We start from the raw sequence: 13,589 nt of genomic DNA on the forward strand, positions 1-13,589 counted from the left end.
ATGAGTACGCAGCCGAGCGAACCGGAAACCGCCACACCGGCGAGCCTGTTCGATCTGAGCGGGCGCGTCGCCGTGGTCACCGGTGCCTCGTCCGGCCTCGGGCTGGGCTTCGCCCGCGTGCTGGCCGGCGCGGGCGCCACCGTCTACGCGGCCGCCCGCCGGGTGGACCGGCTGACCGAGCTGGCACGGGCCGATTCCCGTATCATGCCGGTGCCCTGTGACGTGACCCGGGACGCGGACCGTACCGCACTGGTGGACCGCTGCTACGCGGAGTCCGGACGCCTGGACGTGCTTGTCAACAATGCGGGCCGACCGGGTCCGCCGCGGGCGGAACAGGAGACCGACGCGGAGTTCCACGCGATCCTGGAGTTGAACCTGCTCGCCGGATTCCACCTCGCCACCTACGCCGCGACCCGGCTGCCCGAGGGCGAACACGCGTCCTACATCAATATCTCCTCGGTGATCGGACTGGTTTCCACCGCCCCGATCGGTGGCGCGAGCTATGCCGCCTCCAAGGCCGGAACCCTGGGACTCACCCGGGAGCTCGCCGGCCAGTGGGGCCGGCGCGGTATCCGGGTGAATGCCGTGGTGCCGGGGTGGTTCGATACCGAGATGACCGACGGCCTGTTCAGCAACGAGAAATCGGCGGGCTGGGTCCGGCGCAACACCATGCTCGGCCGTGGCGGCCGGACCGGAGAGGTGGACGGCGCGTTGCTGTTCCTGGCCTCGGACGCGTCGTCCTATATGACCGGGCAGACCCTGGTGGTCGACGGCGGCTGGACGGCCCGCTGATGCTGGCCGTACAGCTCACCGCCTGGGGCGCCGAACCCGAACTCCGCGAGATCCCCACACCGCGACCGGACGGGGAGGAACTGCTGGTGCGGGTCGAGGCGGCCGGGCTGTGCCGCTCGGATCTGCACATCATGGATTCCGCCGTCGGCGCGTTCGGCTATCCCCTCCCGCTCACCCTCGGACACGAGGTCGCGGGGACCGTGCTCGACGCCGGCCCGGCAGCCGACCGCGGCTGGATCGGGGAAACGGTGGTGGTTCACGGAATCTGGAGTTGTGGCGGGTGCCGCAACTGCGCACGAGGGCGAGAGAACTACTGCCTGCGCCTGCGCCCGGGCCCGGACGGCCGGGGGAAGCCGATCGGTAACGGCCTCGGCCATCCGGGCGGACTGGCCGAGGCGATGATCGTGCCTTCGGCCCGCTACCTGGTTCCGGCGCGAGGTGTGGACCCGGTGCTCTGCGCGCCCCTCGCGGATGCGGGCCTCACCGCGTATCACGCGGTGCGGCAACACCGCGACCTGATCGATTCCGGCAGCGTATGTCTCGTGGTGGGGGTCGGCGGGCTCGGCCATCTCGCGGTCCAGCTCCTGCGCGAGTTCGGTGCCGGACGGATCATCGCGATCGACAACCGGCCGGAGGCACTCGAGGTGGCCCGCCGGCTGGGCGTGGACGCGGCCTTCCCCGGTATCCCCTCCGCGGCCACCGGCCTGCGCGACGGCGCGGATCTGATCTTCGACTTCGCCGGCGCCCCGGATACCGTGGGCCCGGCCGGGGCGGTGCTCGCGCCGGGCGGCCGCCTGGTGGTGGTGGGCAGCGCGGGCGGTCGGATCGAGGTCGGTAAGGACGTCGGCCTGGCCGCGGGCTGGACCGTGACGGCGCCGTTCTGGGGGCCGCGGTCGGATCTGGCCACAGTGGTCGATCTCGCCCGCCGGGGCGCCCTGCACGTCACCGCGGAGACCTTCCCGCTCACCGAGGCGGTGGAGGTCTACCGCAGGCTGCGGGCGGGCGGGATCACCGGGCGCGCCGTCCTGATCCCACCGGCGTGACGAGCGCATTCCGCCCCGCGGGAGCGCGGCGACGAGTAAACAGAGAGAACAGCGGCACGAGGAACGGGCGATGAGAGTACTGGCGACGGAGATGCTCGAACGGGCACGGCGGACACCGGCGGATATCGCGGTGATCGACGAACTCGGACAGCACACTCTGGGTGAGATCATGGCGACGGCGAACGCCCTGGCCGAGCAGATGGCGGCCCTCGACGAGCGCGCCCCCACGGCGCTGATCCAGGCCGACAACACCTGGCGCACCCTGGCCGCGGCGCTCGCGGTCGGGCTGCGCGGCGGGGTGGTGGCCGTGTTCAGCCCGCACGCCACCGAATCGGAGTTCCGGCTCGCGATGGAGGACATCGGCCCCGATCTGGTGATCGGCGACCCCGAGGCGCTGCGCCACTGGGAGGTCCCCGAGGAGGTCTACTCCCGGCGCGATACAGCGTTCGACGAACATCTGCTACTGGCCCGCGCCACCCCCTTCGAATCCGTCCGGCGCTGGCACGGCGGCAGCGCGATCGCCATGACCTCCGGTTCCACCGGCCGGCCCAAATGCGTGGTCCAGTCCGAGGACGCCATCCGCTACGCCTGTCGCAGCACCGTCGACACGGTCGGACTGCAGCCCGGCGAGACCGTGGGCGCGTTCGTCCCGCTGTCCTCGGTGGCGGCGTTCTGCTTCGGCATGTACCTGCCGGCGTTTCTCGGCGCCACCATGGTCACCATCGGCCGCTGGTCTCCCGGCGCCGCGCTCACGATGATGGCCGAGCGTCGGGTGGCGTGGACCATGCTGGTGCCGACCATGGCCCTGCAACTCTCGGTGGTCGAGGGCAGTACCGGGCAGCTGTCGGCCATGCGCGCGATGACGGTGGGCGGCGGACCGATGAACCAGCGGGCGCTGGCCGAAGCCGAGCAGAAGCTCGGGACCACATTCCTGCGGGTGTTCGGTATGTCGGAGTGCCTCGGCCACACGACACCTCGGCTCGACGACCCGCCGGAGATCCGGTTGGGCCGCGACGGCCGCCCGTTCCCGGGCACCGTGGTCCGCGCGGTCGACGAGAACGGTGCGGCACTGCCCGCCGGGGAGATCGGCGATGCCCAGGTGAGGGGCCCTTCCCTGTTCGTCGGATACGCACGTGGGGGCGTGCCGGTGGCGCCGGCGCTCACCGACGACGGATTCCTGCCCACCGGTGATCTGGTGGAGGTGGCCGGGGATGGTTCCATCCGGGTGATGGGCCGGCAGAAGCAGATCATCATCCGCGGTGGGCGCAATATCGATATCAACGAGATGGAGGCGGCGATCGCGGCGATACCGGGCGTGGTGCAGGTCTGCGTCGTCCCGGTCCCCGACGATCTTCTCGGCGAACGCGCGGCGGCCCTGGTTGTCACCGACGCCGGTGAGCTGAATCTGCCCGCGGTGACCGCGCAGCTCGCGGCCGCGGATTTCCCCAAATTCAAATGGCCCGAATACCTGTTCACCGTCGCCGACCTCCCGCAGAATCGGGTCGGGAAATTATCCCGGCCGGACGCGGTCCGACTCGCCGCGCAACTCGCCGCAGCCGACTCGAGTTCATATCGGGTGGGGTAGAGTTGAAGCATCCACATCGTCGAATCCTGGGGGCACTTCACTCATGACCGTTGATACCGGAGCTCGGCGGGAGAGCCCGCGTTCCAAGCGCGGCAGCATCCTGACCGCGGCGATAGAGCAATTCGGACGAATCGGTTACGAGCATACGAAATGGGCCTCCATCGCCGACGAAGTCGGAATCGGCCAGACCGCGCTGTACCACTATTTCGAATCTAAAGCGCACTGCCTGCTGACCATCATGCGGCTGGAATTGGCCGATTCCGCGGATCGTTTCGGCGAGGCCATCGAGGGCGAGGAAAACCCGGAAAAGGCATTGCGCGCGGCCGTGGCGGCGGCATTGCGCGCCGAGCCCATCGACGCACTGCAGCGACGCATTCTGCAGAACCATATGGATCTGCTCGCCGCACCCCGGCAGTCCGAGAAAGAGGAAGCCGAACGGCTGCGGTCGCGGGAACTGGTCCAGGAGATCGAACAGAACTGGACCGATCTCATCGCCCGCGGTATCGAGACCGGCGATTTCGCCGGTGACGACCCGCGGGTACTGGGCCGGCTCGTACTCGCCGTGGTGATCAGCGTCTGGCGCTGGTACCGCCCCGACGGTGCGCTCACCCTCGCCGAGATCACCGAAACGGTCACCGAGACCGCGGTGCGAATGGTGCGCGTCTGAATACTGCGGGGCACGGGCTGCGCACTGTCGCATACCCTACGAAACCGAACAGAATTCAGTTAGGATACGGTCATGTACAACCTCATGGTTCTGGCGTCCCGCCCCAACGATTGGACCCACGACCAGTTCATCGAGTGGTGGCGCGGCGAACACGCCGAGGTCACCTATCCCCTGCCCGGCCTGCTGCGCTGGCAGCACACCGAACTACTCGACAGCTTCGACGAGCGGTCCGCGGGCTGGGACGGACTGTCCATCCTGAGCTTCGAATCGCGGGAGGCGCTCGACGCCGCGCTGGCCAGCCCGGAATGGAAAGCGGCCGTCCGCCATGTCGGCGCCATGCGTGGTCGCCGCATGATCTGGTACGGCGAGGAACAGACCCTGGTGCCCTTGGCCGGCAGCGGCGAATGAGCGCCCACTGGGCCGAGCCCGGCTGCTATCCGGTAGCCGAGGGCATCCACCGCATACCGCTGCAATTGCCGCAGGACGGATTGCGCGCGGTCAATGTCTACGCCGTCGAAACCGACGACGGGCTCGTCCTGATCGACGGCGGCTGGCACCGTCCGCAGACCTACGACGAACTGTCGGCCGGGCTTGCGTGGATCGGCCGCTCCCCCGGCGAGATCCATGATGTCCTGGTCACCCATATCCATCGCGACCACTACACCTTCGCGGTGGAACTGCGCCGCCGGCACGGCTGCCGGGTCCATCTGGGCGCCGGCGAGTCGGTGGGGCTCGACGCGGTACGCGCACTGGGCAGCAATATCCCCGAGAGCTCGCTGCGGGAACTGCGCCGCGCGGGGGCGGCCGGTATCGCCGCGCGCGCGTACCTCGGCAGCGCCGACGAGCCCTTCGATCTCGCGGACTGGGAAACACCGGACCATTGGCTGCGGCCCGGCCCGGTGACATTCGGCGGTTACGAACTCGAGGTTCTCGAGACACCCGGGCACACCAAGGGTCACACCGTATTTCACGATCGGCGCCGCCGGCTCGTCTTCACCGGCGACCATCTGCTCCCCACCATCACTCCGTCCATCGGATTCGAACTCGGCACCTGGGAACTCCCTCTGGACAAGTTCCTGCACTCACTGGCCCTGCTGCGTGACGACGACAACCGGACCATGTTGCCCGCACACGGACCCGACGGCGGCAGCGTCGGCGCACGGGCCCGTGAGCTGCTGGCCCATCACGATCGCCGCTTCGGCCAGATACGCACCGTCGTAGCAGATCTCGCGCCGTGCACCGGCTACGAAGTCGCCCGGGCTCTGACGTGGACCCGCCGGGAACGCGCCTTCGCCACCCTGGACACGTTCAATCAGATGGTCGCCACCTGCGAAACCATTGCCCACCTGGATGTCCTGGTGGCACAGGAGATTCTCGCCGCCGACGAAACCGAAGGTGTGGATATATTCCGACTTCCACACTGAAGGCCGGCGCCCCCCGGAATTGTCATCACAAGCAGAGACCGGCCTGGGCGAACATCACCGAGATCGGCCGGGCCGAGGCGCGGGAGCGGATGATTCCGCAGATGGGTCTCCGGACGGCGGAGGCGCTGCTCGATGTGACGGGCGGCGATATCAATGAGGAACTGCTGACAGTCCGCGACACCGTCACTCGGGTGACCGGTTCCCCCGCCCGGACGTTCGGCGACTGGATCGCCCGCAATGTGTCCGCGTTCCGCTGAGGCGAGGCTGCCGGCAAGCGAGCGAGCCGATCAATCTGCTGGACGTTTGAATTACACTGTGTAGAAACAGCTCTCGGCGAGAAGAAGACGACCGTCCCGGACCGCTTCACCCTCATCCGATGAAGCGGCCCGGGTCACGGGTTCAGGCGCAGGTCCAGCCGCCGTCCACATAGAGTTCGGTGCCGGTCACGAAGGTGGCATCGTCGCCGGCCAGGAACGCGACCGCGGCGGCGACCTCCGTGGCACGGCCGAGCCGGCCCATGGGGGTATGGGCCAGCATCGCCCGGTGGCGCTCGGTGCCGTCGTACCGCGCGCGCAACTGTTCGGTTTCGATGAAACCCGGGTGGATCGAATTCACCCGGACCCCTTTCGTGGCCCAGTGCAGCGCGGCGTTCTTGGTCATCGTGCGGACCGCGCCCTTGGCCGCCGCGTAGGCGAGACTGTTGCCCAGTCCGCCGACCGTGCCCAGGATCGAGCAGAGGTTGACGATCGACCCGCCCCCGCTCTCCTCGATCAGGGCACCCGCGTGTTTCATGCCCAGCCAGGTCCCGGTCTGGCTCACCTCGACCACCCGGTTGTAGCGCTCGAGGTCCTCGTCGACCACGGAGGCGAGGCTGCCGATGGCGCCATTGTTGACCAGCGCGTCCAGCCGTCCGTACCGGCGACGGACGATATCGACGCTCGCCCGCCACTCGTCCTCGCGGCCGATATCGAGCGGCCGAGTGAGGTGCCGGTCCGGTTCGTCCAGGCCCGCGACGAGTTCGGCGCAGGCGGCCTCGCCGAGATCGGTTACCACCAGCACGGCACCTTCCGCGGCGAGCCGACGCACGATCTCCACGCCGATCCCGCCCGTCGATCCGGTCACCAGGACGACCTTGTCCTGAAGCCTCGCGGCTCCCGTTGTCATCACGGCCCTTTCTGTTCCGGTGACGGCTGTTGCTCCCGCGTCACAGTTTGTTCAGCACATTCCGGCCGCCCACCAGCATCGCGACCGCGACACCGGCGGTGGTGACCGCTGTCATCAGCAGCGCCATGGCGGCGACCAGCGGATAGGACCCGTTCTGCCACAGATCGAACAGCAGGGTGCCCATCACCTGGGTGGTCGAGGCCCGCACGAGCAGCGACGCCGCGAATTCGTGGGTCAGCAGGATGAACATCAGTGCGACGGCGCTGAGGATGGTGGGTCGCATCAGCGGCAGCATGATGCGCAGATTCGTCACCAGTGGCGACGCTCCGCTGGTCGCCGACGCCTCACTGTAGGTGTTGCCGAGCGAGAGCATCGCCGTCATCTGCATTCTGGTCGCGTACGGCAGCATCAGGACGATATAGACCAGGATGATGACGGTTTTGGTGCCGTACAGGATGAGCGGCGGCTCGGTGTAGGTGAGCAGGAACCCGACACCGAAGATGACCGCCGGAATCCCCAGTGGCAGCGCGGTGACGAGATCGGCCAGCAGGGCGAGCACCCTGAACTGCCGTCCCCGCACCAGCAGGGTCGCCATCAGGTAGCCCAGCGGTACACAGATGACCACGGCGGCCAGCGAGGTCGACACGCTGGTGAGCACCGATCCCACGATGGCGTTGTCGGCAGCCAGCGTGCGGAAGTTGTCCAGCGTCAGCAGATCCCACGACAGCGAACCCGACCAGTAGGGCGTCAACGAGACGATGACCAGCCCGATCAGCGGAATGACCAGGGCGAACAACGCGTAGACGACAATGGTGAGGGTGGCCCACAGCGACCGCCCACCGGCCGGCGCGAAGGCCTTCCCGCCGTGCGTAACGAAGCGCGACTGGTTGCCCAGCAGGCCCTTCTGGACCAGCACCAGCACCAGCCCGAAGATCACCAGCGGGGAACCGGCCGCCGCGGCGGCGGCGAAATCCGAGGGCGATTCCGACACCCGCCGGTACATCTCGGTGGTCAGCACCTTGACGCCGTAGTTCTGGCCGAGCAACAGTGGCCCGGTGAACTGTCCCAGCCCCAGCAGCAGGGCGATACCACCGCCGTAGATCAGCGAAGGGCGCAGGAGCGGCAGCACGACCCGGAAGAACACACCGCCGGTCGAAGATCCGCTGATCTGTGCGGCTTCCAGGTGTTCGGCGCTGATGTTCTGCATTCCGGCGCTGACGAACAGGTATACGAACGAGGTCAGGCCGAAACCGGTCAGGATGATGATCCACGGCACCGTATAGACATCGATCGGTCCGGAATCCGAACCGCTCCACCACGGCAGTTTCCGCAGCAGCACATTGAGGTACCCCGGTCCCGGGGACAGCAGGAAGGCCCAGCCGACGATATTGGCCACCGCCGGCATCACGATCGGCAGGATCGGAATGATCCGCAGGAAGCCGAGCCGGTCGGGCAGCCGGCTCGCGGCGAAGGCCAGCAGGGTGCCGAGCACCATCGCGATCACCAGCGACCCCAGCGCCAGCGCGATGGTGGTCTGGATGGTCTCGCCGATATCGAAGCGGGTGTACTGCGCGCGATACCCGCGGGCACCGTCCTCGAAGGCCAGAGATTGCAGCCGGATCATCGGCAGCACCACCAGATACCCGAGGACGGCCAGCAGCGCCAGGTAGCCGAGGCGTGGCCGCCACTGTGCCGGGACGGCGAACGAGCGGCCCGCGGCTGTCGACAGAGTGGCCATCAGGCGTTCCCTCCCGCCGTGGCGGCCACCGGCTCGGGGACTGCGGCCGGGATATCGCCCGAGGCCGGGAAGACCCGCAGGCTCGCGGGCGAGAAGCTGACCACCAGCGGCGCTCCCGACCGGCTCCCGCGCAGCGCCGAACTGTGCTGGGCCGCGGGCGCGCGCAGGATAAGCTGTTCGCCACCGGTTTCCACGGTGACATCGAAATAGCGGCCGCCGTATTCGTAGGTGACCAGTTCGGCGGGCAGCGCCACATTGCCCGGCGGTACCTCGTCGGCCGTAGCGTGCAGCAGGACGTCGTCGGGACGCAACCGGGCCACCGCGGCACTGTTCTCGTCGGCACGCTCCCGGACCACCGCGTGGGTGAGATCTATCGGATCGCCCGCCGGGGTACTCCATCCGTCGTGGCCGCGCCGCAGCGACAACCGGTTGCTCATCCCGATGAAGGCGGCGACATAGTCCGAGACCGGGTTCTCGAATACTCGCTCCGGCGCGTCGTACTGCTCGATCTTGCCCGCCTTCATGATGGCCAGGCGGTCGCCGAGAGCGAATGCCTCGGACTGATCGTGGGTGACAAATACCGCGGTGAAACCGAGCTGCTGGTGCAGCCGGTGGATCTGGGTGCGCACCTGATCACGCAGGCGGGCATCCAGATTGCTCAGCGGTTCGTCGAAGAGCACCAGGTCGGGCCGCGCCACCAATCCGCGGGCCACCGCCACCCGCTGCTGCTGGCCACCGCTGAGCTGTGAAGGGTAGCGGTCGAGCAGTTGCGCACAGTCGACCATCTCGGCGGCGGCCTCCACCGCGCCTTCCGCGAGGGCGTCCTTCATCTTGCGCACCTTCAGCGGATAGCCGATGTTCTTGCGCACCGTCATATGCGGCCACAGCGCGTACGACTGGAAGACCATGCCGATATTGCGTTTGTGCGCGGGTACGTTCACTCGGGCCGCGGCGTCGAATACCGTATGGTCCTTGAACGCGATGGCACCGCCCTGTGGGTTCTCCAGACCCGCCAGGCACCGCAGGGTCGTGGTCTTTCCGCAGCCGCTGGGCCCGAGCAGGACCAGGAATTCACCCTCTTCGATGGTGAGATCGAGCTGGTCGACGACGGTATTCGCGCCGTAGGTCTTGGTGAGGCCGGAAACGGTGAATTGCGACGTCATCTCATGCCTTCTGAGTCGAGAGTTTCGGGGTGCGGACACCGGCGGCGGTCCCGCCGTCGACCAGCAGATCGATACCGGTGACATAGCTGCTGTCGGCGGTCGCCAGGAAGGCGATCACCGCCGCCACCTCCGCGGGCGAGCCGCGGCGCTGCATCGGAATACTGCGGATGTATGTCTCTCTATCGTCGGCGGCGAAACCGGGCGCCGAGGTGATCTCGGTGGTGATACTGCCGGGACAGACCGAATTGACCCGGATGCCCTGCTCGGCCAATTCCAGCGCCGCGACCTTCGTCAGGGCCCGGACACCGGATTTCGCCGCGCCGTAGGCGCCGAGCTCGGCGGTCGCCAGGACACCGCGCAACGACGAGATGGTCACGATGGTGCCCCCGCCGGTCATGGCCGCCGCGGCGGCCCGCAATCCGAGGAACGTACCGACCAGGTGCTGGTCGATCATCCGACGGAACTGCGCGAGCGTCGTCTGCGCCAAGGGCGCCTTCAGCGCGGTCCCGGCACTGTTCACCAGAACGTTCATCGGGTGCCCGGCCAGCTCCATCGCAGTCGATACAGCGTGCCAGTCGTCCTCATCGGTGACGTCCAGATGGTGGTAGTGGGCCCGGGGGCCGAGCGCCAGCGCCCGTTTCCGGCCCGCGATATCGTCCACGTCGGTGAGGTAGACGGTCGCGCCCTTGGCGGCGAACAGTTCGGCGGTCGCCCCGCCGATCCCACCGGAGGCCCCGGTCACCAGCACGTGGGTGCCCTGCTGGGGCTCGGCCCTGTTGTCCATGCCTGTCCTTCGTCGGTCGGTGTGAATCGGAGCCCGATCAGCTCTGGAAACGCCGCGCCCATTCCTGCGAGTACTCGGTGACCTTGTCCGGGGTGAGGTCGGCGGTATCCGGGGCGGCGATCTCCTGCGCCTGCACGACCGCGCCCGGGATATCCGGCAGCGCCGCGGCGTATCCGTCGTTGAGGGCGGTCTGGCCCTCGCGGGTCGTCATGAAGTCGACCAGGACCTGCGCCGCGTTCGGATGCGGCGCGACACTCAGCGCGTGGGTGTACCAGGGTGTGCCCCAGGGCTGCGACGGCAGCGCCCAGTCGACCGGAGCACCGGCCGCCACCTCGGTGACCAGCGGCTGCACCGACGGGGACACCACGATCTCACCGGCGGTGAGGGCCTGGGCGATACCGAGCGCGCTCGGATAGATACGCGGTTTCAACTCAGCGATCCGGTCCCAGTAGTCCTCGCCGTAGGTCCGCGCGTAGAAGCGGTAGAGGTCGACGTAGGACGCGATACCGGTGGGGTTGACGATGCCGATCTTGCCCCGGTACTTGGAATCGAGCAGGTCATGCGGGGATCGCAGGCCACCCGGTACCGCGGCGGTGTTCCAGCCGAGCGCGAAGACGGCCGCGCTGCTCAGCGCGAACCGGTTCTCCAGCACACTGGTTTCCGGCCGGTACTCCGGCGCCTGCAGATGCGGGCCGACCAGGTCCGCCGAATAGCTGCCCGACTGGGCCGCATTGGTGACCCAGGTCGCGTCGGTGAGCATATGGACGTCCGCCGTGCCGCGCCCGGTGCGGTTCTCCGTTTCCACCCGCGGGTTGATATCGGCATCGGTACCGCGCACGAATTCCAGGTCGATGCGCGGATACTTCGTTTCGAACGCCTTCTCCAGCCGTTCCAGGTTGGCGGGTTTCTGGCTCGAATAGAGCAGCACGCTGCCCTCGTTCTCGGCGGCCGCCTCGACGTCGGACCAGGCCCCCGATACGGGTCCGGTGGTGCCGGGACTCGACCCGCACGCCGTGAGAACCGAAATGACAGCGAGGGCTGTCGCGGCCGCCGTGGCCTTGAACAACAACTTCATGGTCCGAATACCCACATCCCGCAGAACTGAACTGATGTCAGTTTGAAACTATGCCATACCCATTGTGGTGTCAATCACTGTGTGGCAATAATATGAAGTGAATCCAGTTCAAGGAGGAACGGTGAGCTCTCCTCATATGTCGTCCCCGCTGCGGGTCGGCTCCCTCACGCTGCGCAACCGGCTCGTGGCCACCGCGCACGGGTCCGGGGCGGTCAGCGCGGGTACGGCCCAGCCCGGCGACGAAGACTACTGGCGGCGCTGCGCGGCCGGCGGCGCGGCCATGGTGATCGCCGGCGGCACCGTGGTCGGATCGGATTCGGGCAACCGCACCGGCAATATCACCGACGCCTCCGATCCCGCGGGGCTGCCCGGACTGCGCCGGCGCGCCCGGGCCATCACCGAGGAAGGTGCGGTGGCGGTCTGCCAGCTCGTCCACCTGGGCCGCGAAACATTGGGCGCGGAGATCTGGGAACATCCGATAGCACCCTCGGCCGTTCGCTCCCCTCGCGAACCGGTCCGGGCGCGCGTACTGTCCGACGGCGATATCGACGCGCTCGTCGATGCCTTCGTCCTCAGCTCCCGGCACGCCGCGGAAGCGGGATTCGCCGCGGTGGAACTGCACGCCGCGCACGGATACCTGCTGGCCCAGTTCCTGTCCGCGGCCTCGAACACCCGCCCGGATGCGGACACCCTCACCGGACGCGCCGCGATACTGCACCGGCTGCACAGCGCGATCACCGCGGCTTGCCCGGAACTCGCACTCGGCGTACGCGTCTCGATCGACGGCGCCGAGGAGGCCGGAACGGACACCGACGGCCTGTGCGAACTACTGCCGCTGCTGAGCATGTTCGACTACATCAATGTGACAGTGGGTGTCCGTACCACCTACGTCCGCGATATGGCGACCGCCGGACCTCCGCTGCTGCCGGAGCTGCACCGGCTGCGCGTGGCCACCGACCGGCCGCTGCTGGTCTCCCAGGCGTTTCGGTCCCGGGCGGATATCGAGGCGGCGCTCGCCGCGGGCGCCGACCTGGTCGGCATGGCGCGGCCCTTCGTCGCCGACCCCGATATCGCGCGGAAGCTGCTGCGCGGGGAGGACAGCCGGATCCGGCCGTGTGTCTCCTGCAATGAGGACTGCCGGTCGTTCACCCCGGTCCTGCTCTGCTCGGTGAACCCGGACCTGGCGCCGCCCGGGCGGTCGGCCCGCCCGGCCCGGCCGTTGCGGTTCGGTCCCGCATCGGACGGGTCGCCGCGGGTCGCGATCGTCGGCGCCGGGCCCGCGGGACTGGAAGCCGCCTTCCGGTTGGCCCCGACCCATACCGTCACCGTCTTCGAGGCGAGCCGCTGGATCGGGGGCCAGTTGCGCACCGCCGCGCAGGCCCCGAACCGGACCGGCTGGTCGGCGCTGCTGCGCTACTACCAGGACAATCTCGGCGGTGCCGCGCTGGAACTGGGATACCGCGCGCGCCCGGCCGATCTCGCCGATTACGACGAGGTGATCGTGGCGACCGGCGCCACCGAAATCGCGACCCCCGGCACCGCGACGACCACCGCGGCCCTGATCGACCCCTGGCAGGTATGGCCGGGCGACCGGGTGGTGGTCGTCGACGACGGTTTCGGCTACTGGCCGGCCCTCGGTGTGGTGGAGGCGGCCCTGGCGGGCGGCGCGAGTCAGGTCACCGTGCTCGTACCCGGACCGGCCGTCGCCGCGAGCATCCCCGCGGAGAGCCGGGTCCAGCTGCGGCGACGCTTGGCGGGGCGCCCGGTGGAGTTCATCGTCGAGGCCGCGCTCACGGAGGTGACGCGGCAGGAGTCGCGGACCGGGGTCACCTACCGGAACCTGCTTTCCGGCCGGACGGCCGAACTGACCTGCGACCGGGTGGTGGTCGCGGGCGAACGGCTGGCCACCGACTGGCAGTCGTTCACTCAGGAGGCGGCGCACGCCCGCGTCCAGATCGTCGGCGACGCGGTGGTGCCCCGGCGGGTTTCCCATGCGATCGCCGAGGGTCGTGCCGCCGCGGCGGCCGTCCTGGGCAGTGCCAACCGCTCCCCCGACCGGGCCGGGTGATCGGCGCCCGAGTCGGCTCGCGACCCCCTCACTTCCTCCGGCCGGACACGTCCGGTCGCCCCGAGACCACCAACCCCACGGTGTCG

13 protein-coding genes are annotated in these 13,589 nt (G+C 68.6%); 8 read left to right on the forward strand and 5 right to left on the reverse strand.

What is annotated here, in order from left to right:
- The 7 genes from ACQPYS_RS17310 (at position 1) to ACQPYS_RS17340 (ending at position 5,768) form a co-directional block, all read left to right on the forward strand.
- Positions 1 to 792 (forward strand): SDR family NAD(P)-dependent oxidoreductase, encoded by a 792-nt coding sequence (locus tag ACQPYS_RS17310; protein ID WP_433490178.1) that lies wholly within the window; start codon positions 1 to 3, stop codon positions 790 to 792.
- Entirely contained in the window at positions 792 to 1,835 is a 1,044-nt protein-coding gene (locus ACQPYS_RS17315) for an NAD(P)-dependent alcohol dehydrogenase (protein WP_433490179.1), read from the forward strand. Before ACQPYS_RS17310 ends, ACQPYS_RS17315 begins: the two co-directional genes overlap by 1 nt.
- A gap of 70 nt (positions 1,836 to 1,905) precedes the next feature.
- A complete protein-coding gene (locus ACQPYS_RS17320) occupies positions 1,906 to 3,420 on the forward strand; it encodes a class I adenylate-forming enzyme family protein (protein ID WP_433490180.1) in 1,515 nt (504 codons plus the stop codon).
- 43 nt (positions 3,421 to 3,463) lie between these two features.
- Positions 3,464 to 4,087: a TetR/AcrR family transcriptional regulator gene (locus tag ACQPYS_RS17325; protein ID WP_431937719.1), complete on the forward strand. Its 624-nt coding sequence runs from the start codon at positions 3,464 to 3,466 to the stop codon at positions 4,085 to 4,087.
- 72 nt (positions 4,088 to 4,159) lie between these two features.
- Complete coding sequence (locus ACQPYS_RS17330; RefSeq protein ID WP_063035024.1) at positions 4,160 to 4,495, forward strand: EthD domain-containing protein; 336 nt, start codon at positions 4,160 to 4,162, stop codon at positions 4,493 to 4,495.
- Positions 4,492 to 5,511 (forward strand): MBL fold metallo-hydrolase, encoded by a 1,020-nt coding sequence (locus ACQPYS_RS17335; RefSeq protein ID WP_433490181.1) that lies wholly within the window; start codon positions 4,492 to 4,494, stop codon positions 5,509 to 5,511. Before ACQPYS_RS17330 ends, ACQPYS_RS17335 begins: the two co-directional genes overlap by 4 nt.
- 101 nt (positions 5,512 to 5,612) lie before the next feature.
- Entirely contained in the window at positions 5,613 to 5,768 is a 156-nt protein-coding gene (locus ACQPYS_RS17340; RefSeq protein ID WP_433490182.1) for a hypothetical protein, read from the forward strand.
- A 142-nt stretch (positions 5,769 to 5,910) separates the two neighbouring features.
- On the opposite strand, the gene ACQPYS_RS17345 is transcribed toward ACQPYS_RS17340, so the two are convergent.
- Genes ACQPYS_RS17345 through ACQPYS_RS17365 form a run of 5 tightly spaced genes read right to left on the reverse strand, consistent with a single transcriptional unit; the run spans position 5,911 to position 11,435 of the window.
- Entirely contained in the window at positions 5,911 to 6,675 is a 765-nt protein-coding gene (locus ACQPYS_RS17345; protein WP_433493067.1) for an SDR family NAD(P)-dependent oxidoreductase, read from the reverse strand.
- Between the two features lie 40 nt (positions 6,676 to 6,715).
- The gene (locus ACQPYS_RS17350; RefSeq protein ID WP_433490183.1) at positions 6,716 to 8,413 is read right to left on the reverse strand and encodes an ABC transporter permease; all 1,698 of its coding nucleotides are present in this window, start codon (positions 8,411 to 8,413) and stop codon (positions 6,716 to 6,718) included.
- Positions 8,413 to 9,576, reverse strand: a complete 1,164-nt coding sequence (locus tag ACQPYS_RS17355; RefSeq protein ID WP_433490184.1) for an ABC transporter ATP-binding protein — start codon at positions 9,574 to 9,576, stop codon at positions 8,413 to 8,415. Before ACQPYS_RS17355 ends, ACQPYS_RS17350 begins: the two co-directional genes overlap by 1 nt.
- 1 nt (position 9,577) lies before the next feature.
- Positions 9,578 to 10,360, reverse strand: coding sequence for an SDR family NAD(P)-dependent oxidoreductase (locus tag ACQPYS_RS17360; protein WP_433490185.1), 783 nt, complete (start codon positions 10,358 to 10,360; stop codon positions 9,578 to 9,580).
- Between the two features lie 37 nt (positions 10,361 to 10,397).
- Positions 10,398 to 11,435, reverse strand: coding sequence for an ABC transporter substrate-binding protein (locus tag ACQPYS_RS17365; protein ID WP_433490186.1), 1,038 nt, complete (start codon positions 11,433 to 11,435; stop codon positions 10,398 to 10,400).
- A 121-nt stretch (positions 11,436 to 11,556) separates the two neighbouring features.
- Between ACQPYS_RS17365 and ACQPYS_RS17370 the strand changes: the two genes are divergently transcribed.
- Positions 11,557 to 13,503 (forward strand): NAD(P)-binding protein, encoded by a 1,947-nt coding sequence (locus ACQPYS_RS17370; protein WP_433490187.1) that lies wholly within the window; start codon positions 11,557 to 11,559, stop codon positions 13,501 to 13,503.
- Positions 13,504 to 13,589: the final 86 nt, after the last annotated feature.

It is taken from the genome of Nocardia grenadensis (genome assembly GCF_050942415.1).
GTDB lineage: Bacteria > Actinomycetota > Actinomycetes > Mycobacteriales > Mycobacteriaceae > Nocardia > Nocardia grenadensis.